Source organism: Pseudogulbenkiania ferrooxidans 2002, assembly GCF_000174355.1.
Lineage (GTDB): Bacteria > Pseudomonadota > Gammaproteobacteria > Burkholderiales > Chromobacteriaceae > Pseudogulbenkiania > Pseudogulbenkiania ferrooxidans.
The window spans coordinates 219,511-244,606 of sequence record NZ_ACIS01000007.1; the positions used below are offsets into that span (position 1 = coordinate 219,511).

At 69.4% G+C, this 25,096-nt stretch carries 21 protein-coding genes; 14 read left to right on the forward strand and 7 right to left on the reverse strand.

The features are described from left to right. Positions 1–21: 21 nt before the first annotated feature. The 14 genes from FURADRAFT_RS13685 to FURADRAFT_RS13750 all read left to right on the forward strand — a co-directional run bounded on the left by FURADRAFT_RS13685 (position 22) and on the right by FURADRAFT_RS13750 (position 15,303). On the forward strand, positions 22–687 hold the full coding sequence (locus FURADRAFT_RS13685; protein WP_008954762.1) for a class I SAM-dependent methyltransferase: 666 nt from the start codon (positions 22–24) through the stop codon (positions 685–687). A gap of 157 nt (positions 688–844) precedes the next feature. Next, positions 845–1,213, forward strand: a complete 369-nt coding sequence (locus tag FURADRAFT_RS13690; RefSeq protein WP_232503510.1) for a biopolymer transporter ExbD — start codon at positions 845–847, stop codon at positions 1,211–1,213. Then, positions 1,210–2,172 carry a cell envelope integrity protein TolA gene (locus FURADRAFT_RS13695; RefSeq protein WP_008954764.1) on the forward strand — a complete coding sequence of 321 codons (963 nt, stop codon included), beginning with the start codon at positions 1,210–1,212 and terminating at the stop codon, positions 2,170–2,172. Before FURADRAFT_RS13690 ends, FURADRAFT_RS13695 begins: the two co-directional genes overlap by 4 nt. A gap of 28 nt (positions 2,173–2,200) precedes the next feature. Further along, positions 2,201–3,487: a Tol-Pal system beta propeller repeat protein TolB gene (tolB, locus tag FURADRAFT_RS13700; RefSeq protein WP_008954765.1), complete on the forward strand. Its 1,287-nt coding sequence runs from the start codon at positions 2,201–2,203 to the stop codon at positions 3,485–3,487. Between the two features lie 125 nt (positions 3,488–3,612). After that, complete coding sequence (pal, locus tag FURADRAFT_RS13705) at positions 3,613–4,149, forward strand: peptidoglycan-associated lipoprotein Pal (protein ID WP_008954766.1); 537 nt, start codon at positions 3,613–3,615, stop codon at positions 4,147–4,149. Positions 4,150–4,315: 166 nt separating this feature from the next. Then, positions 4,316–5,092: a tol-pal system protein YbgF gene (gene ybgF, locus FURADRAFT_RS13710; protein ID WP_008954767.1), complete on the forward strand. Its 777-nt coding sequence runs from the start codon at positions 4,316–4,318 to the stop codon at positions 5,090–5,092. A 158-nt stretch (positions 5,093–5,250) separates the two neighbouring features. After that, positions 5,251–5,739 carry a 5-(carboxyamino)imidazole ribonucleotide mutase gene (purE, locus tag FURADRAFT_RS13715; RefSeq protein WP_008954768.1) on the forward strand — a complete coding sequence of 163 codons (489 nt, stop codon included), beginning with the start codon at positions 5,251–5,253 and terminating at the stop codon, positions 5,737–5,739. Next, complete coding sequence (locus tag FURADRAFT_RS13720) at positions 5,739–6,869, forward strand: 5-(carboxyamino)imidazole ribonucleotide synthase (protein ID WP_008954769.1); 1,131 nt, start codon at positions 5,739–5,741, stop codon at positions 6,867–6,869. The genes purE and FURADRAFT_RS13720 overlap by 1 nt, the downstream gene beginning before the upstream one ends. 56 nt (positions 6,870–6,925) lie before the next feature. Then, positions 6,926–7,804, forward strand: coding sequence for a phosphoribosylaminoimidazolesuccinocarboxamide synthase (locus FURADRAFT_RS13725; protein ID WP_008954770.1), 879 nt, complete (start codon positions 6,926–6,928; stop codon positions 7,802–7,804). 279 nt (positions 7,805–8,083) lie between these two features. Continuing rightward, on the forward strand, positions 8,084–8,665 hold the full coding sequence (locus FURADRAFT_RS13730) for a GNAT family N-acetyltransferase (RefSeq protein WP_008954771.1): 582 nt from the start codon (positions 8,084–8,086) through the stop codon (positions 8,663–8,665). 37 nt (positions 8,666–8,702) lie between these two features. After that, on the forward strand, positions 8,703–9,497 hold the full coding sequence (locus FURADRAFT_RS13735; protein WP_008954772.1) for an alpha/beta fold hydrolase: 795 nt from the start codon (positions 8,703–8,705) through the stop codon (positions 9,495–9,497). A 211-nt stretch (positions 9,498–9,708) separates the two neighbouring features. Continuing rightward, on the forward strand, positions 9,709–10,491 hold the full coding sequence (locus FURADRAFT_RS13740; RefSeq protein ID WP_008954773.1) for an alpha/beta fold hydrolase: 783 nt from the start codon (positions 9,709–9,711) through the stop codon (positions 10,489–10,491). A 145-nt stretch (positions 10,492–10,636) separates the two neighbouring features. Continuing rightward, complete coding sequence (locus tag FURADRAFT_RS13745) at positions 10,637–13,126, forward strand: PAS domain-containing protein (RefSeq protein ID WP_236261592.1); 2,490 nt, start codon at positions 10,637–10,639, stop codon at positions 13,124–13,126. 155 nt (positions 13,127–13,281) lie between these two features. Next, the gene (locus FURADRAFT_RS13750) at positions 13,282–15,303 is read left to right on the forward strand and encodes an NADPH-dependent 2,4-dienoyl-CoA reductase (protein ID WP_008954775.1); all 2,022 of its coding nucleotides are present in this window, start codon (positions 13,282–13,284) and stop codon (positions 15,301–15,303) included. Positions 15,304–15,700: 397 nt separating this feature from the next. Here FURADRAFT_RS13750 and xdhC read toward each other — a convergent pair whose 3' ends face one another. From xdhC to FURADRAFT_RS13785, 7 genes are all read right to left on the reverse strand, one after another. Further along, on the reverse strand, positions 15,701–16,684 hold the full coding sequence (xdhC, locus tag FURADRAFT_RS13755) for a xanthine dehydrogenase accessory protein XdhC (RefSeq protein WP_008954776.1): 984 nt from the start codon (positions 16,682–16,684) through the stop codon (positions 15,701–15,703). Position 16,685: 1 nt separating this feature from the next. Continuing rightward, positions 16,686–19,004, reverse strand: a complete 2,319-nt coding sequence (gene xdhB / locus FURADRAFT_RS13760) for a xanthine dehydrogenase molybdopterin binding subunit (protein ID WP_008954777.1) — start codon at positions 19,002–19,004, stop codon at positions 16,686–16,688. Then, positions 19,001–20,794, reverse strand: coding sequence for a xanthine dehydrogenase small subunit (gene xdhA / locus FURADRAFT_RS13765; protein WP_008954778.1), 1,794 nt, complete (start codon positions 20,792–20,794; stop codon positions 19,001–19,003). Before xdhA ends, xdhB begins: the two co-directional genes overlap by 4 nt. Before the next feature lie 162 nt (positions 20,795–20,956). Next, positions 20,957–23,293 carry a heavy metal translocating P-type ATPase gene (locus FURADRAFT_RS13770; protein WP_008954779.1) on the reverse strand — a complete coding sequence of 779 codons (2,337 nt, stop codon included), beginning with the start codon at positions 23,291–23,293 and terminating at the stop codon, positions 20,957–20,959. Between the two features lie 24 nt (positions 23,294–23,317). After that, positions 23,318–23,593 (reverse strand): DUF5676 family membrane protein, encoded by a 276-nt coding sequence (locus FURADRAFT_RS13775; RefSeq protein ID WP_008954780.1) that lies wholly within the window; start codon positions 23,591–23,593, stop codon positions 23,318–23,320. 120 nt (positions 23,594–23,713) lie between these two features. Beyond that, positions 23,714–24,121: a hypothetical protein gene (locus FURADRAFT_RS13780; protein WP_008954781.1), complete on the reverse strand. Its 408-nt coding sequence runs from the start codon at positions 24,119–24,121 to the stop codon at positions 23,714–23,716. A gap of 64 nt (positions 24,122–24,185) precedes the next feature. Further along, positions 24,186–25,091 (reverse strand): LysR family transcriptional regulator, encoded by a 906-nt coding sequence (locus FURADRAFT_RS13785; protein WP_008954782.1) that lies wholly within the window; start codon positions 25,089–25,091, stop codon positions 24,186–24,188. Between the last annotated feature and the right edge of the window lie 5 nt (positions 25,092–25,096).

The window sequence follows — 25,096 nt, forward strand, 5'->3', positions numbered from 1 at the left end:
CGTCTAGATGCCGTTCCTGACATGACCAGCCGCACCGTACCACTCGATACGCCCCTGCACGACTACCTGATGGACATCGGCGTCACCGAACACCCGGTGATGGCCGAGCTGCGCGCCTTCACCGCCGGCCATCGCCTGGCCAAGATGCAGATCGCCCCGGAGCAGGGCCAGTTCATGGCCTGGCTGGCGCAGCTGATCGGCGCGCGGCGCTACCTGGAAATCGGGGTGTTCACCGGCTACAGCGCGCTGGCGGTGGCCTTGGCCATGCCGGAGGACAGTGAGGTGGTGGCCTGCGACGTCAGCGACACCTTCACCGCCATCGCCCGCGAGTACTGGCAGAAGGCCGGCGTGGCCGGGCGCATCCGGCTGGTGCTGCAGCCGGCGCTGGCGACGCTGGAGGCGCTGTTGGCCGAAGGCCGCGCCGGCAGCTTCGACCTGGCCTTCATCGACGCCGACAAGCCGGCCTACCCGGACTACTTCGAGGCGTGCCTGAAGCTGGTGCGGCCGGGCGGGGTGATCGCCATCGACAACATCTTCCTCAGCGGCCGCGTGGTTTCACCGCGCCCGGAAGACCCGCCCGGGGTGCACATCATGCACGCCTTCAACGCCGGCCTGAAGCACGACCCCCGCATCCGGCTCGCGGTACTGCCGGTGGGCGACGGCCTGACGCTGGCCACCCGCTTGTAATGCCGATCGGCTCCCCGGCTGAACTTTCCGCCGTGCGGGCCGGTCTTTACCGTTTCTGTCATCAAACCCCTGCGGCCGCGATGGTATCATCCGGCCTGACGCCGTTATTCGCTACGCTGCCATGCTCAATCGACGCCCCCGCCGCCAGATGAACCAGATGAACGTCGTGCCTTACATCGACGTGATGCTGGTATTGCTGGTGATTTTCATGGTCACCACGCCGCTGTTCACCCCCGGCGTGATCGACGTGCCGAGCGTGTCGCACGCCGCCGCGCTCAACGAGCAGCCGCTGGAGGTGATCGTCGAGGCCGACAAAACGATGCAGCTCAAGGCCGACGGCAAGGAAACGCCGTTGGCCGGCAAGGACGAGCTGATCGCGCGCTTGCACGAACTCAACGCCACCGAGCGCCCGGTCGCCATCACCGCCGACCGCGACCTGAAGTACGCCGAGGTGGTGGAGATCGCCGACGACCTGCACAAGGCCGGCATCAAGCGTGTGGCGCTGACGGTGAAACAGGGCAAATGATCGCCGTGGCCGAACAACGCAATTCACCGTGGCCGGTCGTCCTGTCGCTGCTGCTGCACGCCACGGTGGTGCTGCTGCTGGTGCTGGGCGGACTGAGCTCGACCGACAAGCCGCAGGACGCCCCGGTCGCCGTCGAACTGTGGAGCAGCGCGCCGCCGCCTCCGCCGCAGGCGCCGAGCGTGACCGTGCCGCAGCCGGTGGCACGCCCGCAGCCGGAAGTGCCCAAGGCCGCGCCGGCGCCGGTCGAGCCGCCGCGCGCCGAGGTCAACCTCGGCGAGAAACGCAAGCCGCTGCCGCCGGTGAAGAAGCCGGAACCCAAGCCGGAACCCAAGCCGGAGCCGAAACCCGAACCGAAACCCGAACCGAAACCCGAACCGAAGCGCGAAGCCAAGCCGGAGGTGGTGAAGCAGGCCAAGCCGCAGCCGGCACCCAAGCCGGTCGAGAAGGCCCCACCGGTGAAAACCGCCAAGGCCGACAGCGTGCCCGACAAGCATGCCGAGAAGAAGGCGGCGGCGCTGCCGCCGGGCAAGGGCAGCAAGGCGGCGCCGCGCTACAACCCGGAAGCCGACGACCTGCTGGCCGATCTTGGCAGCAGCAACACCACCAAGAAGGGCAACGCCCGCAGCGACCAGGCCGGCCAGAAAACCGGCGTGGTCGGCGGTTCGGCCAACGGCACGTCGCTCAACCTAGACGGCTACGCCAGCAAGGTCCAGGCCAAGGTGAAGCCGCTGGTGCAGGTTCCGCCCGAGCTGTCGGGCAACCCCAAGGCGGTGGTGCAGGTGACGCTGCTGCCGTCGCTGGAAGTCCGCGCGGTGCGCCTGCTGGCGTCGAGCGGCAATACGGCCTACGACGAGGCGGTGCAGCGCGCGATCTGGGAGGCGAAGGTCTTCCCGTCGCTGCCGGCCGGCGCCAGCTTTACCGATTTCCGCCAGCTCAAGCTGGAATTCCGCCCCCATTGAGACCCCCATCGCACCACTGAGGAAGCCGATGCCCATCGTCAAAACGCTGATCCGAGCAATGTTGCTGCTGTGCCTGGCTGCCGCCGGCGCCGCCCGCGCCGACATGACCATCGAGATCGTCGGCGGCGGCGCCAACCGCCACGCCATCGCCGTGCTGCCGTTCCAGAACGAAACCACGCAGGTGCGCGAGGCGCTGACCCCGATCATCCGCAACGATCTCTTGCTCACCGGCGCGTTCCGCATGGTCGACCCGGCCAGCGCCGCCAACCCGGCCTTCGAGCCGGCGCAGATCAACTACCCGGCGTGGCGCGGCGCCGGTGCCCAGTCGCTCGCCATCGGCAAGGTCGAGGCGGCGGGCGGCCAGGTGAAGATCAGCTTCCGCCTGTTCGACGCCGCCCAGCAGAAGCAGCTGACCTCGGGCGAATTCACCGTGACGCCGGAGCGCTCGCGCGAAGTGGCGCACACCATCGCCGACATGATCTACGAGGCGATCACCGGGCAGAAGGGCATCTTCAACACCCGCATCAGCTACGTGCTCAAGTCCGGCCGCGACTACCTGCTGCAGGTGGCCGACATGGACGGCCGCGGCGCCCAGACCATCCTGCGCTCCAAGGAACCGATCATCTCGCCGGCGTGGAGCCCGGACGGCGGCAAGATCGCCTACGTCTCGTTCGAGGCCAAGAAACCGGTGGTGTGGGTGCAGAACCTCGTCACCGGCCAGCGCCGCATCGTCGCCAACTTCAAGGGCAGCAACTCCGCGCCGGCGTGGAGTCCGGACGGGCGCCAGCTCGCCGTGGTGCTCACCACCAGCGGCACCTCGCAGATTTACGTGATCGACGCCAACGGCGGCGGCGCGCGCCGCGTCACGCACAGCAACGCCATCGATACCGAGCCGGCATGGAGCCCGGACGGCAGCCAGCTCTACTTCGTCTCCGACCGCGCCGGCGGCCCGCAGATCTACGTGCAGCCGGTGGCCGGCGGCAGCGCGCGCCGCCTGAGCTGGGACGGCAGCTACAACGTCTCGCCCAAGGTGTCGCCGGACGGCCGCACCCTGAGCTACATCCGCCGCCAGGGCGGCCAGTTCCGCGTGGTGGTGCAGGACCTCGCCAGCGGCGACAACCGCGTGCTGTCGAGCGGCGCCTACAACGAGCGGCCGAGCTTCGCCCCGAACAGCCGCATGGTGCTGTTCGCCAGCGACGAGGGGGGCCGGAGCGTGCTGTACGCCGCCACCCCGGATGGCAGCAGCAAGGTGCGCCTCGCCGTGATCAACGGCGACGTGCAGGACCCGGCGTGGGGGCCGTTCAACCACCCCTGAGAATTTTTCCGGATATCGCGATGACGGGGGGAACCCTGAACGGTTTTCCCTGTCCGCTATCAGTTAGCGGATTGCCTTTTGCGCAGTCGCTTGCCCACTTTGACCAATACCTTAGGAGTCATTGCATGAACCTGAAACACCTGCTGATCGGTACCGCCACCGTCGCCCTGCTGGCCGCCTGCTCCAGCACCAAGCCTCTGGAGACTGCCGCCCCGACCGTGAACGGCAGCGCCGGCGCCGGTCAGAGCGCCACCCTGCCGGCCGACACCGGTGCCGCCGGCCAGGGCTCCGTGGCTGTCGACCCGCTGAAGGATCCGAACAGCCCGCTGTCCAAGCGCAGCGTGTACTTCGACTTCGACTCCTCCGCCGTCAAGCAGAGTGAACAGCAGACCGTGGCCAACCACGCCGAGTACCTGAAGTCGCACCCGACCCGCAAGGTGGTGATCCAGGGCAACACCGACGCGCGCGGCAGCCGCGAGTACAACCTGGGCCTGGGCCAGCGTCGTGCCGAGAGCGTGAAGAACGCCATGCAGGTTATCGGCGTCAAGGAAAACCAGCTGGAAGCGGTCAGCTTCGGCAAGGAAAAACCGAAGGCGACCGGCAACACCGAGGCCGATTACGCGCAGAACCGTCGCGCCGACATCGCCTACGACGGCGAGTAACCGCCTATATTCAGCTGGCGGGCGAGCCTTGGCGTCCTGAGTGTCGCCGCGGCGCGCAACAGGCGATGGCCTGGCCGTCATACTGGAATGGGTGCCACGTTGCTCCCCCCGGGCCGTTCCGGATGACGTATCCTGAGCGGCCCGATTGCCTTCAAGGAACACGATCATGAAACGGCTTGCCCTCGGTGCGCTGTTGCTGACCCTGCTGGCTGGCTGCGCCACCACCACCGAGCTGGACGACACCCGCAGCCGCCTGGAAGATACCCGGCGCCAGCTCGACCAGATCAATCGCCAGGCCAACACCCGCCTGACCGACGTCGAAACCAAGCTGTCCAACGACAAGCTGCTGGCGATGATCAGCGAGCTGGAAAGCCTCAAGGCCGAGCAGGCGCGCCTGCGCGGCGAGCTGGAAGTGCAGGGCTACAACCTGCAGAACACGCAGAAGCGCCAGAACGATCTCTACGCCGACCTGGACGCCCGCCTCGCCAAGCTGGAAGGCGGCACCCCGGCCTCGTCGGCTCCGTCGGGCTCTACCGACAGCAGCGCGCCGAGCTCGGCGGCGCCAGCGGCGACACCCGCCAGCGCCGACTACGACAAGGCCATCGCCCTGCTGCGTAACCGCGATTTCCCGCACGCCACCGAGGCCTTGAAGCGCTTCATCGACCAGAACCCCGGCGCGGTGGAGGCGGTCGACGCCATGTACTGGCTCGGCGTAGCGCACGCCGCGCAGCGCCAGTACGATGCCGCCATCGACATCCATCGCCGTTTCGTCGAGCGCAATCCGAATCATCCCAAGGCCCCCGACGCCTTGCGCAACATCGCCAACTGCCAGCGCGACCTGGGCCAGGTCGACGTGGCCAAGGCGACCCTGCACCGCCTGATCAAGCTTTATCCGAAGAGCGCCGCGGCGGTGAAGGCCAAGGAGCAACTTAAGCAGATGTGAGGCCAGGGCGAGTCAATCCGCATTTTCAGGGGCTGCGGCCCCTTTTTCTCGCCCGCACTCAAAACCGGGGTTTCTGACGAAAACGAGAAAACGGTTCCGGCCTGACGCGGCATTCGGGTAAAATCCCGTTTTTTCCATACCTTACAGGCTCTTCCGCCATGATCGAAGTCGGTATCGTGATGGGTAGCAACAGCGACTGGGACGTCATGCAGAACGCCGCCCGCGTTCTCAAGGACTTTGGCGTCGCGTTCGAAACCCGCGTCGTCTCCGCCCACCGCACTCCTGACCTGCTGTTCGACTACGCCGCCAGCGCCGAAGCGCGCGGGCTCAAGGCGATCATCGCCGGCGCCGGCGGCGCCGCCCACCTGCCGGGCATGCTGGCCGCCAAGACCCACGTCCCGGTGCTGGGCGTGCCGGTGCCGTCCAAGTACCTGCGCGGCGAGGATTCGCTGCTGTCCATCGTGCAGATGCCCAAGGGCATCCCGGTGGCCACTTTCGCCATCGGCGAAGCCGGGGCCGCCAACGCCGCGCTGTTCGCGGTGGCGATGCTGGCCAATGCCGTGCCGGAACTGGCCGCGAAGCTGAAGGCCTTCCGCAAGAAGCAGGAAGACACCGTGCTGGCGATGACGCTGCCGGAGGTCGAATAATGGCGGCAATTCTCCCCCCGGCGATGCTGGGCATTCTCGGCGGCGGCCAGCTGGGCAGCATGTTCACCGTGGCAGCCAAGACCATGGGCTACCGCGTGACGGTGCTCGACCCTGACGCCAGCGCCCCGGCGGCGCGCTTCGCCGACGTGCATTTGTGCGCGCCGTACAACGATCCGGACGCGCTGAAGACCTTGGGCGAAACCTGCTCTGCCGTCACCACCGAGTTCGAGAACGTCAACGCCGAGGCGATGCGCGCGCTGGCCGAACGCACCCGCGTGTCGCCGTCCGGCGACTGCGTGGCGATCGCGCAGGACCGCATCGTCGAGAAGGGCTGGATCAACAAGGCCGGGCTGCCGACCGCGCCGTATCTCGCGATCGAGTCGGTCGAGGAGATCCAGGTCGATCTGACCCCGTACCTGCCGGGCATCCTCAAGACCGCGCGTCTGGGCTACGACGGCAAGGGCCAGGTGCGCGTGCAGACCGCCGACGAGGCGCGCGCCGCCTACGCCGACCTGGGCGGCCAGGCCTGCGTGCTGGAAAAGATGCTCGACCTCCAGCTCGAGGTCTCGGCCATCGTCACCCGCACCTCGCCGGCGCAGGTGGCGGTGTTTCCGGTAGCGGAGAACCTTCACACCGGGGGCATCCTCGACGTCTCCATCGTGCCGGCGCGCATCGCGCCGGAACTGGCGGCGCAGGCGCAGGACATGGCCAAGAAGTTGGCCGAAGCGCTCGATTACGTCGGTGTGCTGGCGGTGGAGTTCTTCGTGCTCGCCGACGACACGCTGGTGGTCAACGAGATCGCGCCGCGCCCGCACAACTCCGGCCACTACACGCTGGATGCCTGCCTCACCGACCAGTTCCAGCAGCAGGTGCGCGCCATGTGCGATCTGCTGCCGGGCCGCACCGACCTGCTGAGTCCGGCGGTGATGGTCAACCTGCTGGGCGACAGCTGGCGCGAGGACGGCGGCGAGCCCAACTGGGCGGTGCTGGCCGAGGCGCCCAACGTCCACCTACACCTCTATGGCAAGCAGCAGGCGCGCACCGGCCGCAAGATGGGCCACTACACCGTGCTGTCGGCCAGCGCCGACGCCGCGCTGGAGCAGGCCGAGGCGCTCAAGGACACGCTGTAATCATCGGATTTCGGGCGCCCCGCCACGGGCGCCCGGCTTGTTTTCAAGGAAGCAACATGACCGGCATCACCACCACCAACCTCACCAGCCTGAAGAAGATCTACTCGGGCAAGGTGCGCGACCTGTACCAGATCGACGACAAGCGCATGCTGATGATCGCCACCGATCGCCTGTCGGCGTTCGACGTGATTCTCGACGACCCGATCCCGGGCAAGGGCCAGATCCTCACCGCCATCTCCAACTTCTGGTTCGAACGCCTCAAGGACCTGGTGCCCAACCACCTCACCGGCGACAAGCCGGAGGACGTGGTGAGCGCGGAAGACCTGCCGCAGGTGGAAGGCCGCGCCGTGGTGGCCAAGCGCCTGAAGGCGGTGCCGATCGAGGCGGTGGTGCGCGGTTACCTGGCCGGCTCCGGCTGGAAGGAATACCAGCAGTCCGGCACCGTGTGCGGCATCAAGCTGCCGGAAGGCCTCAAGGAAGCCAGCCAGCTGCCGGAACCGATCTTCACCCCGTCGACCAAGGCCGCCGTCGGCGACCACGACGAGAACATCAGCTACGAGCGCTGCGTCGAGATCATCGGCGCCGAGCTGGCCGAGAAGGTGCGCGACACCGCAATCACGCTGTACAAGGCGGCCGCGTTCTACGCCGCCACCCGTGGCATCATCATCTGCGACACCAAGTTCGAGTTCGGCCTGGACGAGGACGGCACGCTGACGCTGATGGACGAGGCGCTGACGCCGGATTCCAGCCGCTTCTGGCCGGCCGACAGCTACGTCGCCGGCAGCAACCCGCCGTCGTTCGACAAGCAGTTCGTGCGCGACTGGCTGGAAGCCTCGGGCTGGAACAAGCAGGCCCCGGCCCCGGCGGTGCCGCTGGACGTGCGCGAGAAGACCGCGGACAAGTACCGCGAGGCGCTGGAACGCCTGACGCGCTGAATCTACTGCAAGGCGGCTGCGCCTGCGCCTCCTGAGCACCGGTGGACTGCCTGCGATACGGAATCTCATGGACGACGTGTCCATTCCGGTCCCCGTGTTCCGGCGGCACTCAAGCTGCTTGGGCGCGCCGGCCTGCTGCCGCGGGTCTCCCTCTCGCCGCCAAACACCCCATGCACACCAACCCGCCGTCAGGCGGGTTTTTCATGATGGGGTACCGGCTGCCGCCGGCGCCGGGCCTCTGTCATACTGGACGGCGTGCCGCTTTCCGACGGAAACCCGATGACCGTGCCGCAACCCACCCTGTCCACCGCCCGCCTCTTGCTGATCCCGGCCGACCCTTCGTGGGCGCTGGCGCTGCTCGACTACCAGCACCGCAACCGCGAGCATCTGGCGCGCTGGGAGCCGCGTGGCGGAGACATGTTCTACAGCGAACTGTACTGGACCATGCGCCTGCGCCAGCGCTGCCGTGACTGGCAGGACGGGCGCGGCGCGGCGTTCCTGCTGGTGCGCGAAGGCACGCCGGGGCGGGTGGCCGGCACCGTAACCCTGTCCAATATCGTGCGCGGCAGCTTCCAGGCTTGCCATCTCGGGTACAACCTGGACCAGGCTGAGCAGGGGCGCGGGCTGATGCACGAGGCGCTGCGGGCGGTCATCGCCTGTGCTTTCGAGACGCTGCAGCTGCACCGCATCCAGGCCAATTACCAGCCGGAGAATGTGCGCAGCGCGGCGGTGCTGCGCCGCCTCGGCTTCGTCGTCGAGGGCCACGCCAAGGACTACCTGTTTCTCGACGGCGCCTGGCGCGATCACGTGCTGACGGCGCTGACCAACCCCGATTTCGACCCGGCGCGCATGCTGGCCTGAGCCGGCGGCGCGCCTTTGCCGTTCTGGAGCCCGGACGATGCAAGCCTTTACCCTCGACGCCGCCGACGGCGAAACGATCCGTGGCTGGTGTTGGCTGCCCGCCACGGCGCCGCGTGCGGTGGTGCTGATCGTGCACGGCATGGGAGAGCACGCGGCCCGTTACCGGCGCTTTGCCGACAGCTTGGCCGAAGCCGGTTACGCGGTGTACGCGCACGATCAGCGCGGCCATGGCGAGCGGCCGCGGCGGCGCGGCTGGTTCGCCGCCGAACAGGGCTGGAACAAGGTGGTGGACGACGTCGATACGGTGCGCGCCCACGCCGCGGCGCGGCACCCCGTGGTGCCGCTGCTGCTGTTCGGCCACAGCATGGGCAGTTTCGTGTCGCGCGCCTACCTGCTGCGTCACGGCCAGGGCTTGGCCGGGCTGGTGCTGTCGGCCACCGGCTACCGCCAGGCCTGGCTGGCGCGGCTGATGCGCCGCGTCGCCGGCCTGGCGGGCCGGCTGGGGGGACGGCTGCAGCCGAACGCCTTCATGAGCCGGCTGGTGTTCGGCAGTTTCAACCTGTCGTTTCTGCCGGCGCGTACCGCGGTGGACTGGTTGAGCCGCGATGCGGCCGAGGTCGATCGCTACCTGGCCGATCCCTTGTGCGGCTTTCACTTTACCCCGGCGCTGTGGCAGGACCTGTTCGGCGGCATCATCGCGCTGATGCCAGGCCAAATTCCCAGCCCGGAGAATGTGCGGCAGCGCGGCGGTGCTGCGCCCCCCTCGGCTTCGTCGTCGAAGGCCACCCCAAGGACTCCTGTTTCCCGACGGCCCTGGGCGATCACGTGCTGACGGCCCTGCCCAACCCCCATTTCGCCCCGCGCGCATGCTGCCTGAACCGGCGGCGGGCCCTCCTGTCCCGGAGCCGGCGAAGCAAGTTTTCCCTCGCGCGCGAGCCAAACGATCCGTGGCTGGTGTTGGCTGCCCGCACGGCCCGCTGCGGGGTGCTGATCGTGCACGGCATGGGAGAGCACGCGCCCGTTACCGGCGCTTTGCCGACAGCTTGGCCGAAGCCGGTTACGCGGTGTACGCGCACGATCAGCGCGGCCATGGCGAGCGGCCGCGGCGGCGCGGCTGGTTCGCCGCCGAACAGGGCTGGAACAAGGTGGTGGACGACGTCGATACGGTGCGCGCCCACGCCGCGGCGCGGCACCCCGTGGTGCCGCTGCTGCTGTTCGGCCACAGCATGGGCAGTTTCGTGTCGCGCGCCTACCTGCTGCGTCACGGCCAGGGCTTGGCCGGGCTGGTGCTGTCGGCCACCGGCTACCGCCAGGCCTGGCTGGCGCGGCTGATGCGCCGCGTCGCCGGCCTGGCGGGCCGGCTGGGGGGACGGCTGCAGCCGAACGCCTTCATGAGCCGGCTGGTGTTCGGCAGTTTCAACCTGTCGTTTCTGCCGGCGCGTACCGCGGTGGACTGGTTGAGCCGCGATGCGGCCGAGGTCGATCGCTACCTGGCCGATCCCTTGTGCGGCTTTCACTTTACCCCGGCGCTGTGGCAGGACCTGTTCGGCGGCATCATCGCGCTGGAGGCCGGCGAGCAGCGCGGCCGCAACCTGCCGCGTTGCCCGGTGCTGCTGATGACCGGCAGCCGCGATCCGGTCAGCCTGGGGCACTGGGCGCTGCGGCAGCTGGCGCGCCGCTACCGGCGCGCCGGGCTCGACGACATCACGCTGCGGGTCTACCCCGGCGGGCGTCACGAGATGCTCAACGAAACCAATCGCGAGGCGGTGACCGCCGACATCCTGGCCTGGATGGAGCGTGTCGGCGTGGCCGGACGGACCGGCTAGCGCGCCCGCGGGGCGGCTTGGTGTTCTCGTTCCGTCTCATCTATTCTTCATAATAGCTGCCGGGTATGCCGGTATTCATCATCACGCCCACCCTGGCACCGCCTGCTCCCGGCCGTGCGGGTTCGCGTGCGCCGGGAGAGTCGACTTGTCTACGCTGTCGCCACCCTCCGTTTCCACCTTTGTTCCGCTCCCGCGCCGGGGCATGGGGCTGTGTGCGCTGGCGATGGGGCTGGCCAGCCTGGCCCTGGCCTGGCTCGGCATCTGGCTGCTGCGCGGGCCGGGCGACGTGGCCGCGATCTGGCTGGTCAACGGTTTTGCCATGGCGGTGCTGGCGCGGGCTCCGGCGACCGCGCGTCTGCCCTTGGCGCTGGCCTTTCTCGTCGGGGTGGGGCTGGCCAATGTGCTGGCCGACAACACGCCGCTGCTGGCGTTCGGGCTGGGCCTCGCCAACCTGGCCGAGGTGGCGCTGGGGGCGCTGTTGCTGCGGCTCATCCATCATGGCGAACCCTTCCTGTCGTCGCTGCGGCTGACGGCGCTGAGCCTGCTGGCGGTCGGTCCGTGCGCCGCCGTGGTGGGGGCCAGTGCCGGCGCGCTGGTGGTGGCGCTGGAGCTGGGCGTGCCGTTTGGCACCATCTGGCCGAGCTGGTGGTTCGCCGACGGCATGGGCGCACTGGTGCTGGTGCCCTTGCTGCTGCTGAGCGACCGCTCGCGCTGGCGCCAACTGCTGGCTCCGACGAAATGGCTGCGCGTGCTGCCGCTGGCGCTGCTGGTGGCGCTGACCTGCTACGTGGGCGTGCGCTACCTGCCGTACCCGTTCATCTTCGCCGAGATTCCGCTGATCGCCAGCGCCATGCTGCTGGGCCTGTTCCCCGCGACCCTCCTGACCCTGCTCGCGGCGGCGCTGATCGTGGCCGCCACGCTGGATGCCCCGGAGATGGTGCTGGCCGGCTTGCAACGCTGGGGCCCGGCCGGGTTCAACCTGCCGCTGGCGGTGACGGTGTCGCTGCCGGTGATGGTGGGGGCGCTGATGGATGCGCTGGAGCGTCAGCAGACGGCGCTGGAGCTCAGCCGCAAGGAACTCAGCGACACCATGCAGGCGGCGGCGATCGGCATGGCGCTGGTGTCGACCAGCGGCCACTGGATCAAGGTCAACCCGGCGTTGTGCCAGCTGTTGGGCTACCGCGAGGAGGAGCTGCTGCCGCTGACGTTTCAGGATGTCACCCATCCCGACGACCTGGAGCTGGACCTGGCCAACGTCCACGCGCTGCTGGAGGGGCGTGCCGACACCTATCGCATGGAAAAGCGCTACCTGCGCCAGGATGGCCGGGAGTTGTGGGCGCAACTGGCGGTGTCGATCGTGCGCGACCGCGATGGGCGGCCGCTTTACTTCGTGGCCCAGGTGGAGGACATCGACCAGCTGAAGCGGGCCCAGGAAGCGCTGCGCGAGAGCGAGGCGCGCTGGAACTTCGCGCTGTCCGGCAGCGGCCAGGGGGTGTGGGACTGGGATCTGGCGAGCGGCACGGTGTTCTTTTCCGAGACCTGGAAGGGCATGCTGGGCTATGCCCCGGGCGAGATCGGCCAGGACATCGAGGAGTGGTGGTCGCGCATCCACCCGCAGGACGAGGAATGGGTGCGGGTGGTGCTGCAGCGCATCGCGCAGGGGCGCGATAGCCGTTACGCCATCGAGTACCGCCTGCTCGACAAGCGTCACAACGCCCTGTGGATTCACGACCGCGGCGTGGTGATCGAGCGCGACGCCGCCGGCCAGCCGCGGCGGCTGATCGGCACCCACACCGACATCAGCGCCAGGAAGCGCGACGAGGCCGAGCGCCGGCGCCAGAGCGAGCGCATGGCGTTGGCGGTGGCGGCGGCGCGGGTGGGGATCTGGGAGTGGCACATCGGCAGCAACACCCTGATCTGGGACGAGCGCATGTACGAGTTGTATGGGCGCCAGCCCGGCGACGGCGATCCGCCGCTGGAGTACTGGTACAACAGCCTGCACCCGGACGACAGCGAGCGGGCGCTGCAGGAAGTGGTGTTGGCGCAACAAGGCAAGAAGCCGCTCGATACCGAGTTTCGCGCGCTGTGGCCGGACGGGCAGGTGCGCCACATCCGCGCCCTGGCGACGGTGCGCTGCGACGAGTACGGCGTGCCGGTGGCGATGACCGGCACCAACTGGGACATCACCGAGCAGCGCCGGCTGGCCGATGCCCTGGCCGAGGAGAAGGAGCTGTGGCGCGTCACGCTGCACTCCATTGGCGACGCCGTGATCGCCACCGATACCGCGCTCGTGATCAATTACATGAACCCGGTGGCGGAGCGCCTGACCGGCTGGCGCCAGGCCGAGGCGCGGGGATGGCCGCTGAGCACGGTGCTGGTGCTGCGCGATCAGGCCAGCGGCCAGCCGCTGGCCGACCCGGTGGAAGCCTGCCTGCGCCAGGGCCAGCCGGTGTTTCTCCAGCCCGGCGCGGTCCTGATCGGCCGCGATGGCCGTGCGGTGCCGGTGCTCGATTCGGCCGCCCCGGTGCGTGCCGGCAACGGCAGCGTCATCGGCGCCGTGCTGGTGTTGCAAGACCTGCGCGACCTGCCGCCTTCGCGGCCCGGCGCCATGCCCCCGTCGCCGCCCGCCCGCTGAGACGCCCCCCGCCGTCGCGCTATCCCTCTCGGTCACTTCCCCTTGGCGCAGCGCGCCCGGTCGGGGGCTGGTTTGACAACTTACTTACTAGTAAGTATTGTCGTGGCACAGGCTAACACGATAAAAAACCGCCACACCAACACGAGGAATTTCCCATGACGGCTTACCCGCAGCTCTTGGCCCCGCTCGATCTCGGCTTCACCACGCTGAAGAACCGCGTGCTGATGGGCTCGATGCACACCGGACTGGAAGAGGCGCCGCAAGGCTTCGAGAAGATGGCCGCGTTCTACGCCGAACGGGCGCGCGGCGGGGTCGGGCTGATTGTCACCGGCGGCGTCGGCCCCAATCCGGAAGGCTGCGTGGCCGAAGGGGCGGCGATGTTGGCGCATGAAACCGAGGTGCCGCAGCACCGCCTGGTGACCGAGGCGGTGCACGCCGAGGGTGGCAAGATCTGCCTGCAGATCCTGCATTCCGGCCGCTACAGCTTCCAGGAGCAGTGCGTGTCGGCCTCGCCGCTGATCGCGCCGATCAATTTCTACAAGCCGCGCGAGCTCTCAGAAGACGACATCTGGCGCACCATCGCCGACTTCGCACGCTGTGCCCGTCTGGCGCAGCAGGCCGGCTACGACGGCGTCGAGGTGATGGGCTCGGAGGGCTATCTGATCAACCAGTTCATCGCCCGTGCCACCAACCAGCGCAGCGATGGCTGGGGCGGCAGCTTCGACAACCGCATCCGCTTCGCCATCGAGACCGTCAAGGCGGTGCGCGCCGCCACCGGCCCCAACTTCATCATCATTTACCGCCTGTCGATGCTGGACCTGGTGCAGGACGGCAGCACCTGGGACGAGGTGGTGCAGCTTGCCAAGGCGATCGAAAAAGCGGGGGCCACCCTCATCAACACCGGCATCGGCTGGCACGAGGCGCGTGTGCCGACCATCGCCACCATGGTGCCGCGCGGCGGCTTCGCCTGGGTGACCAAAAAGCTGATGGGGCAGGTCGGCATTCCGCTGATCACCACCAACCGCATCAACACCCCGGAGGTGGCGGAAGAGATCCTCGCCAGCGGCTGCGCCGACATGGTGTCGATGGCGCGGCCGTTCCTGGCCGACCCGGAGTTCGTCAACAAGGCGGCGGCGGGGCGCGGCGACGAGATCAACACCTGTATCGGCTGCAACCAGGCCTGCCTCGACCACATCTTCCAGGGCAAGCCCACCAGCTGCCTGGTCAACCCGCGCGCCTGCCGCGAGACCGAGCTGAACCTGGCGCCGGCGGCGACGCCGAAGCGGCTGGCGGTGGTCGGCGCCGGTCCGGCCGGGCTCGCCTGCGCCACCGCGGCGGCCGAGCGCGGCCACGCCGTGACGCTGTTCGACGCGGCCGGCGAGATCGGCGGCCAGTTCAACGTCGCCAAGAAGATCCCGGGCAAGGAGGAGTTCCACGAGACGCTGCGCTACTTCGCGCGCCGCCTCGAGACGACCGAGGTGACCGTGCGCCTCAACACCCGCGTGCAGGCGGACGACCTCAAGGATTTCGACGAGGTGATCCTCGCCACCGGCATCGCGCCGCGCCTGCCCGCCATCCCCGGCATCGAGCACCCGAAGGTGTTGAGCTACCTCGACGTGCTGAAACAGGGCAAACCGGTTGGCCGAAGCGTGGCGATCATCGGCGCCGGCGGCATCGGCTTCGACACCGCCGAGTTCCTCACCCACGAGGGCACGTCGAGCTCGCTCGATGCCGCGGCGTTCATGCGCGAGTGGGGCGTCGACATGTCGGGCGAGACGGCCGGCGGCCTCGCGCCGCAGGGACCGCAGCCGCATCCCAGCCCGCGCCAGGTCTACCTGTTGCAGCGCAAGACCAGCAAGGTGGGCGAGGGGCTGGGCAAGACCACCGGCTGGATTCACCGCGAGAGCCTGAAGATGAAGCGGGTGCAGATGGTGTCCGGGGTGAGCTACGACAGGATCGACGACGCCGGGCTGCACGTGACGATCAAGGGCGAGGCCCAGCTGCTGCCGGTCGACAACGTGGTGGTGTGCGCCGGGCAGGAGCCGCTGCGCGAACTCGTGGCGCCGCTCCAGGCCATCGGCAAGACCGTGCACCTGATCGGCGGCGCCGACGTGGCGGCCGAGCTCGACGCCAAGCGGGCGATCGATCAGGGGGTGAGGTTGGCGGCGGTGATTTGAGATGGTTTCGGCCAAGGCGCGCTTCGGTAGGGTGGGTGGAGCGCAGCGCAACCCATCGGGCGGCTTGGGATCATGGGCGATGAGTTACGGCGCAAGCGCCTCCACCCATCCTACGCAGCTATAGCCCATCTGGTTTTTTCATGTATCGTCGCACGCGGAGAAAGAGGCGCCACCATACGTGCAAGATAAAAATGAACCCGCCAATAACGCCAAGGACCGTGATGGCAAATGCAATTAAACCGAGCCAGCGAAGTGATAGTGCTGAAGCGATGAAGCCAAGTGTTACTCCCACGCCGCTTATACAGAAAGCAACAAACCCTGGAAACATCATGCGGTTTGTCTCGTTCGGGAGGAATTTCTCAAGGCCACGCACTGGATTGTTCTCCAAGCGTTAGGGTTACGGTGCCGCCGCCTTCACCCGTCCTACGGAATCGGTGGACTGCGTACTGTCGCGCCAGCGCAGTAGCTGCGCCGCCACCGCGATGGCGATCGAGGGCGGATCCTTGGCGCTGATGCCGGGCAGGCCGATCGGGCAGACCATGGCGCCGAGCCGTTCCGGCGCGATGCCGCGCGCGGCGAGGCGGTGTTCGAAGCGGGCGCGCTTGCTCTGCGAGCCGATTAGGCCGAAGAAGCCCACGTCGTCGCGGCGCAGGATGTGCCAGGCCAGTTCCAGGTCGAGGTCGTGGCGGTGCGTCATCACCAGGTAGGCGCTGCCGGGTGCGGCGCGCGCCACTTCCTCCGTTGGCTCGTCGCTGACGATCGCGTCTACGTTGTCCGGCAGCGGGGCGGCGAAGGCGTCTTCGCGCTGATCGATCCAGCGGGTATGCAGGTCGCTGCCCGCCAGCACCCGCACCAGCGCCTGGCCGACATGGCCGGCGCCGAACAGCGCCAGCTCCCGGCGCCAGGCGCGGTAGCGCTGCTGCCAGTGCCCGTCGTCCGCGCCGCCGGACAGCCGCGTGGTGCTGTCGCCTTCCGTTTCCACCGTCCAGTCCGAACCCGCTGCGCCGGCGGCCAGCGCGCGCGCCAGCGTGGCGCCCTGGCGTAGCGCCTCGGCACGCCGGCGCCAGGCGTCGCGTTCACGTGCCGCAACGCGTTCGAACAGCAGCCACACCACGCCGCCGCAGCACTGCCCCAGGCTCGGCCCGAGGGCAAAGCGCAGGACCTCCGGCGCTTGTGGCGCGCTGAGCAGCCGGGCGCGGGCGTGGGCGATGGCTTCCCACTCCAGATGGCCGCCGCCCAGGGTGTCGGCGCTGTCCGTCAGGTTCAGCGCCAGCGTGGCGCCGGCTTCGCGCGGCGCCGAGCCGGCCACCTTGAGCACGCTCACCAGTTCGGCGTCGCCGTCGGCGAGCAGGGCGGGCAGGGCGGCGAGCCAGGGCGGCATGTCAGGCTCCCGGGCGGTAGCCGATGGCGTCGAGCGCGTCGAGCACCGCCTGCGGCGTGGCCGGGGCGGCGAGCGGCACGCGCTGGCCCGGCGCGGCGCAGTAGCCCAGGGCGTCGCGGATGGCGAAGAACACCGACAGCGCCAGCATCAGCGGCGGCTCGCCCACCGCCTTGGAGTGGTGCAGGCCTTCCTCGATGTTGGCGTTGTCGAACAGCGTGACCGTGAAGTGCTCCGGCACGTCGTAGGCGGTGGGAATCTTGTAGGTGGACGGCGCGTGCGTGGCGAGCCGCCCGTCCGGCTGCCAGCAGAGCTCCTCGCTGGTGAGCCAGCCCATGCCCTGCACGAAGCCGCCCTCGATCTGGCCGCGGTCGATGGCCGGGTTCAGCGAGCGCCCGACGTCGTGCAGGATGTCCACCGCCAACAGCCGCGTCGCCCCCGACAGCGTGTCCACCGCCACCTCGCTCACCGCCGCGCCGTAGGCGAAGTAGTAGAACGGCCGGCCCTGGCGCGTGTCGGCATCGTAGTGGATCTTGGGCGTGCGGTAGAAGCCGGCCTCCCACAACGGCAGGCGGCGGCGGTAGGCCAGCGTCACCAGTTCGCTGAAGTCGAGCCGGTGTTCGCCGGAGCAGACCTGTCCCCCTTTGAATTCGACCGTGGCGGCGTGGCAGCCGTAGAGCACGGCGAACAGGGCGGCCAGCCGGGTGCGGATCGCCCCGGCGGCCTGGCGCGCGGCCTGGCCGTTGAGGTCGGCGCTGGAGGAGGCGGCGCTGGCCGAGGTATTGGGCACCTTGGCGGTGTCGGTGGCGCCGATGCGCACCCGCTCCAGCGGCAGTCCGAGTTCCTCGGCCACCACCTGCTGCACCTTGATGTGCAGGCCCTGGCCCATCTCGATGCCGCCGTGGCTGACCAGCACGCTGCCGTCGAGGTAGACGTGCGCCAGCGCGCCGGCCTGGTTGTAGTGGGTGGCGGTGAAGGCGATGCCGAACTTGACCGGGGTCAGCGCCAGGCCGCGCTTGAGCACGGGGCTGGCGGCATTGAAGGCGGCGATGGCGTGGCGGCGTTCCGGGTAGTGGCTGTCGCGTTCCAGCTGGTCCACCAGCTCCGGCAGCACGTTGTCCGCCACGGTCATGCCGTAGTGCGTGGTGTCGCGCGGCGCGGCGCCGTAGAAGTTGGCGCGCCGCACCACCAGCGGGTCGCATTGCAGGGTGCGCGCGATGTCGTCGAGCACGCTCTCGATGGCGAACATGCCCTGCGGCCCGCCGAAGCCGCGGAAGGCGGTATTCGACACCGTGTGAGTCCTGAGGCGCAGGTTGTGCAGCGTCACCGCGTCCAGGTAGTAGGCGTTGTCGACGTGGAACAGCGCACGATCGTTGACCGGGCCGGACAGGTCGGCGGAATGGCCGCAGCGCGCCGCCAGGGTCAGCTCGAGGCCGTGCAGGCGGCCGCTGTCGTCGAAGCCGGCGTCGTAGTCGTAGGCGAAGTCGTGGCGCTTGCCGGTGACGGCGATGTCGACGTCGCGGTCCAGGCGCAGCTTGACCGGGCGGCCGGTGCGCTGCGCCAACAGCGCCGCCAGGCAGGCCCACTGCGCCGACTGCGTTTCCTTGCCGCCGAAGCCGCCGCCGATGCGGCGGCACTCGACCGTCACCGCGTGCGCCGGCAGCCCGAGCGCCTCCGCCACCAGTTGCTGCATCTCGCTCGGGTGCTGGGTGGAGCAGTAGAGCTGCAGGCCGCCGTCGTCGCGCGGCACGGCGTAGCTGACCTGCCCCTCGAGGTAGAAGTGCTCCTGGCCGCCCACGCTCAGCTGCCCCTGCAGGCGGTGCGGCGCCTGTTGCAGGGCGGCCGCGGCGTCGCCGCGTTGCATCTCCACCGGCGGCAGCACGTAGTCGGCGGCGGCGCGCGCGCTGGCGATGTCGAGGTGCGCCGGCTGCGTCTCGTATTCGGCCCACGCCAGCCGTACCGCGCGCCGCGCGATCTCGACGCTGTCGGCGGCGACGGCGAACAAAGGTTGGCCGAAGAAGCTCACCTCGCCCGCGCACAGGATCGGGTCGTCCGGCTCGATCGGGCCGCAGCTGGTGCCGTGGCACAGGTCGGCCGCGGTGAGCACGGCGCGCACGCCCGGCAACTGCCGCACCGTGTCGAGATCGAGCGCGCTGAGCCGGCCGTGGGCGACCTCGGCGCAGCCGAGCGCGGCGTGGAGCGTGCCGGGCAGTTCCGGCAGGTCGTCGGTGTAGCGGGCACGGCCGGTGACGTGCAGCCGGGCGCTGTCGTGCGCATAGGGCAGGCCGACGTGGTCGTGCGCTGGCGGTGGTGGCGTGCTCATAGGGTTTCCTCCGGCGCGGGCAGCGCGATCGGCTCCAGCTCGTCGAGCTGCAGCGGCGTCATCCCCTGGCTGTCGAGCCAGGCCCGCCACAGCAGCCGGCGTGCCAGGCGCTGGCGGTGGTCGGCGCGGCCGCGCAGGTCCGACAGCGGCGAAAAGTCGTGCTGCAGTTCGTTCATCGCCGCCTCCACCGCCACTGCATTCCACGGCCGCCCGATCAGCGCCGCCTCGGCCTGGGGCGCGCGTGACGGCACCGCCGCCATGCCGCCCAGGGCCAGCCGGGCGTCCTGCACCACGTCGCTGTCGTCGCGCGTGATGGCCAGCGCCAGGAACACCGTGGCGATGTCCTGTTCGTAGCGTTTGGACGCCTTGTAGGCGCGGATGAACGGGGCAGCGTTGGATGGCCTACGGCGCGGCACCAGCACGGCGCGCACGAACTCGCCCGACGCCAGGGCGTTGTGCTGGTAGCCGAGGTAGAAGTCTTCCAGCGCCAGCTCGCGTTCGGCGCCGAGCCGGTGCAGCCGCAGCCGTGCCCCCAGCGCGATCAGCGCCGGCATCGAATCGCCGATCGGCGAGCCGTTGGCGACGTTGCCGGCCAGGGTGGCGGCGTTGCGGATCGGCGGCGAGGCGAAGCGCCGCGCCAGTTCGGCCAGCTCCGGGTACTCGGCCACCAGCGCGGCGAAGGCGTCGGTCAGCGTCACCGCGGCGCCGATGCGCAGCCACTCGGGATCGTGCTCGATGGTTTTCAGCTCGTCCACGTGCGCCAGCGCAATCAGCTCGGGCAGCTCGTGCAGCTGTTTGGTGACCCACAGCCCGAGATCGGTGCCGCCCGCCAGCAGCCGCGCCTCGGGGACGGCGGCGTACAGTTCCGCCAGCTCGGCCAGGGTGCGGGGGCTGCGCAAGCGGGCGCCGCCGGCGCGGTAATCGAGCGCCGGGGCCTCGGACATCGTATGCAAGGCGGCGGCGATCGGCTCCGGGTCGGGCAGGCAGGGCGGCGCCGCGCAGGCGGCGACGCCGGCGTCGATGATGGGGCGGTAGCCGGTGCAGCGGCACAGGTTGCCGGACAGCGCGTCGATCACCTCGGCGCGTCCGGCGCCGGGGTGCTGGCTGGCGAGCGCGAACAGCGACATCACGAAGCCCGGGGTGCAGAAGCCGCATTGCGAGCCGTGCTGCTCGACCAGCGCCCGCTGCACCGGGTGCAGCCCGTGCGGCGCCAGCGCGGCCACGTCCTCCACCGTCAGCAGCGCCTTGCCGTCGAGCGCTGGCAGCAGCATCAGGCAGGCGTTGACGTTGCGCCAGACCAGCTTGCCGTGGCGCAGCTCGCCCACCGCCACGGTGCAGGCGCCGCAGTCGCCCTCGGCGCAGCCTTCCTTGCTGCCGGTGGCGTGCCGCTCGTCGCGCAGGAATTGCAGGACGGTGCGGGTGGGGGGCTGCTGCTGCACCCGCACGATGTCGCCCTGGTAGTAGAACTGGATCGGCCGTTGTTCCATGCTGTGCTGTCCGCTGGGCTGCCGGGCGGCGGCCCGGTTTCTATAAAGATAGTCGGGCAGGCGAGGCTTGCCAGCTTGGGGCGCCGCCGGCCCGGCTGCCGGGCGGCGGGTCAGTGGGGGACAGCGCCTCGGTAAACGTCGTGCGCCGTACCCGGCAAAAGATGAGCAACACCACCAGCACGGGACAAGCAACAGCGCCAGCGCCATGGCCAGCGTCGCCGGCGCGACGCCATGGACGTAGAGCACGCCGCCCGCCACCGCGACCGAGAGCGCGGCGCAGCCCAGGTAAGTCAGCCGTTTCATCGCCATGCCCTCCTGCGCTAAGAACCTGTTCCCGCTCTTGCTGCGCATCCCTGATCGGGGCTCATGTGCTGCTCGGAATCCTCATGTACTGCAGTACATTCCGGTTCCTGCGCTGCTCTTCACCCCGCTGAGGGCTGCTCGCGACAGATCGTGAACAGGTTCTCAGAGCCCGATACGCGCCCGCTTGAGCAGCGCCGAGTTGACGATCACCGACAGCGAACTGAGCGCCATCGCCGCCGCGGCCAGGATGGGGTTGAGCAGGCCCAGCGCCGCGACGGGAATCCCGATGCTGTTGTAGATGAAGGCCCAGAACAGGTTCTGCTTGATCTTGCCCATGGTGGCGCGCGACAGCTGGATGGACGCCACCACGTCGCGCACGTCGTTCCGGATCAGGATGATGCCGCCGGTCTCCTTGGCCACGTCGGAACCGGAACCGATGGCGATGCCGATGTCGGCGGTCGCCAGGGCCGGCGCATCGTTGACGCCGTCGCCCACCATCGCCACCACCTCGCCCGCGTCGCGCAGCTGGCGGATCACCTTGGCCTTGTCCTCCGGCAGCACCTCGGCGATCACCTGCTCGATGCCGATCTGCCGGGCGATCGCCTCGGCGGTGCGCCGGTTATCGCCGGTCAGCAGCACGACCTTGATCCGCCGCGCCGCGAGGGCGGCCACGGCCTGCGCGGCCTCCGGCTTCAGCGTGTCCGCCACGGCGATCACGCCGATCAGGCGGCCGTTGTCCCCCACCAGCATGGCGGTCTTGCCGTCCGCCTCCAGGCGCGCCAGGGTCTCTGCCGCGGCGTCGATCGCGATGTTTTCCCGGGCGAACAGGCGGCGGTTGCCGAGCAGCACCGTGCGCCCCTCCACCACGCCCTGGATGCCGTGGCCGGCGATGCCGGTGATGGCGCCGGCCGGCGGCAGCGGCAGGCCGCGCTGCCGTGCCGCCCTTACCATGGCCTGCCCCAGCGGGTGTTCCGAGCCGGTTTCCACTGCGGCGGCCAGCCCCAGCACCTGCGCCGCGTCGTGAGTGTCGAACGGCACGATATCGGTGACGTTCGGCTCGCCGCGCGTCAGGGTGCCGGTCTTGTCGAACACGATGGTGGTGAGCTTTTCCGCCCGCTCCAGCACCTCGCCGCCGCGGATCAGGATGCCGCCGTCCGCCCCCTTGCCGACGCCAACCATCAGCGCCGCCGGCGTGGCGATGCCCAGCGCGCACGGGCAGGAAATGATCAGCACCGCGATGAAGGCCAGCAGCCCTTGCGGGAAGTGGCCGGCCAGCCACCAGCCCAGGAAGGCGAGCACGGCGACGCCGACCACCGCCGGCACGAAATAGCCGGTGACGGTGTCGGCCAGGCGCTGGATCTGCGCGGTGCTGGCCTGGGCCTCTTCCACCATGCGGATGATCTGCGCCAGCGCGGTGTCGGCGCCGATGCGGGTGGCGCGGAAGGCGAACACGCCGGCGCCGTTCAGGGTGCCGCCGATCACCGGTGCGCCGGGGCGCTTCGCCACCGGCATCGATTCGCCGGTGAGCATCGACTCGTCCACGTTGGACTGTCCTTCGATCACCTCGCCGTCGGTCGGCACCTTCTCGCCGGGCTTCACCAGCACCGTTTCGCCCACCATGATGCTCTCGGCCGGGATGTCGGTTTCCACGCCGTCGCGCCGCACGTGCGCCGTGGCCGGTTTGAGGTCGAGCAGATGGCGCACCGCCGCCGACGACTTCTTCTTGATGATCTCCTCCATGTAGCGCCCGAGCAGCACGAAGGCGATGATCACCGCCGACACTTCGAAATAGACGTCGCGCTCGGCCACCTTGACCGGCAGGATGGCCGGGAAGAACAGCACCGCCACGCTGTAGAAGTAGGCCACCGAGGTGCCCAGCGCGATCAGGAAATCCATGTTGATGTTGCGGGTGCGGATGGCGTTCCAGGCGCCCTTGTAGAAGCTCCAGCCGCCGATGAACTGCACCGGCGTGACCAGCAGGAACAGCCACATGCCCCAGGTCAGCCAGGGCAGGGCCGGAATCGGCGCCCATGACAGCAGCGTGGCGCCGGCGGCGAGCGCCAGGAAGGCGCCGGCGCGCAGCATCGCGAGCGCCAGCACGCCGGTCAGCGCGATGGTGACCCGCGTCTTCATCGCCTTCAGTTCGTGCTCGGGCGACTCGAAGGTGCGCAGGCAGCTGTCGCTGCAGAAGTAATAGGTACGGCCGCCGCGCTGGGTGCTGAGCGCGCTGGCCTTGTCCACCAGCATGCCGCAGATCGGGTCCTTGGCACGGCCGCTGGCACCGCTTGCTGCGGCCGGCGGCATCGCCGCGGCCGCGGGCGGGGGCGTGCTGGCGCCACCGGTGGCGCTAACGGGGGCGTAGCGCTCCGGCGCGGCGGCGAACTGCTGCTGGCAGTGCGCCGAGCAGAACCAGTAGCGTTGCCCGCGGTACTCCTGGCTGGACTGGGCCGTGGCCGGGTCGATCTGCATGCCGCAGACCGGGTCGCTGACGCGTGCCATCGTCATTCTCCTTTCATTGCGCCGCTAGCGGCAGCCGTGCAGCCGCGTGTGCAGCCACGCGAACACCGTGCCGACCACGAAGCCCCATACCGTCAGCACGACCAGCGGGTAGAGGAAGACGGCGAGCGTGAACGGGGCCGGGCTGGCCAGCTTGTGAAAATCGAGGCCGTGGAACAGGGCGTTGAGGAAGTCGATGCCCTGCGCGGGCCACTGCCGGTAGAGGAGGGCGCACACGATGTAGCTGAACGCCATGGTGAGGGCCAGGGCGAGGCCGGTTTTCCAAGGGGGGAACAGGGCCATGGCAGACTCCTTGGCTGGTGAGGGTGGCAACAGGCCGGCCGGCGCCACGCATCGTCGCGGCATGAGCTTGCCGCCGACGGCGACACGGCGCGCGCTCCGGTCATCCGGAGGGCGCGGACGCTACTGGTTGAAACGCTGGAACAGCAGGAGCAGGAAGGAAGGGGGCGAGGTGGCCGGCCATGCCGCCTGGCGCGGCCGGGAGGCCCGGCCGTGGCGGCAGAGGGGCGGGAGGATCATGGGCAGCAGCAGCCACAGCAGCAGCACGGGGGTCGCCAAGGGAGCGGCCGGCGCCGGCTGGGAGGCGCTGGTCGCGCTGCCCAGGCTGGCGCACCAGGACTGGCAGGCGGCGTGGTGCGAGGCCGGCGCCGGAGCGGGCGCGTCCGACGGGTCGGCGTTCAGGACGGCCGGGCCCGCCGCCAACGGTTGCTCGGCCAGGCAGCCCTCGAGAGCGCCCGCCGCGCAGGCAAATACCCACAGCGCCAGCAGCAGGCGGCAGAGGAGCTGCAGGGGGCGGCGGGAGAGGGGCATGGCGGGGACATCCGCAGAGGGGTTTCCCTCACTATAGACACCGCGGCGGCGTGCATCGCGCCGTCTATCGTTCCCAATAGCCGGGGGTGTTGTAGGTCTTTTTCAGGTAGTCGATGAAGAAGCGCACCTTGGCAGGCAGGTGGCGCTGTTGCGGGTAGACCGCCTGGATGTCGTAGGCCGGCACCGCGAACGCGTCGAGCACGGTGACCAGTTCGCCGCGCTTCAGCTCGCCCTCGATCTCCCAGGTGGAGCGCCAGCCGATGCCCAGCCCCTGCTTCACCCAGTTGTACAGCAGCTCGCCGTCGTTGCAGTCCAGGTTACCGCCGACCTTCACCGCCACCAGCCGGCCGTCCTTCAGGAAGGACCAGCCGCGCGGCTGGCCGCCCTGCAGGTTGAAGGCCAGGCAGTTGTGCTGGGCCAGGTCTTCCAGGCTGTGCGGTACGCCGTGCTGCGCGAAGTACGCCGGCGTGCCGCACACCACGCGGCGGTTGCTGGCCAGCTTCACCGCGACGTAGTTGGGGTCGGTGACCTCGCCGATGCGGATCGCCATGTCGTAGCCCTCGCGCACCAGGTCGACTACGCTGTCGGTGAGGTTGAACGAGAGCTTCAGGTCGGGGTAGAGGGTCTGGAAGGTCTGGCCGAGCGGCGCCACGTGGCGCCGCCCGAACGCCGCCGGCGCCGACACCACCAGGTGGCCGCGCACCAGGTTGCGTCCGGCCAGCAGCGAGGATTCGATGTCGTCAAAGTCCTTGAGCAGCTGGCGCGCTTGATCGAGGAACTGCTCGCCCAGGTCGGTGAGGTGCAGGCCGCGTGTGGAGCGGTGCATCAGCTTGACGCCCAGGCGATCCTCCAGGCTGTCGAGGCGGCGCCCCATCACCACCGGCGTCACCCGCTCGGCCTGCGCCGCGGCGGCGAAACTGCCTTTTTCGGCCACCAGCACGAAGCTCTTGAGTTCCGTGTATCGGTCCATCCTCA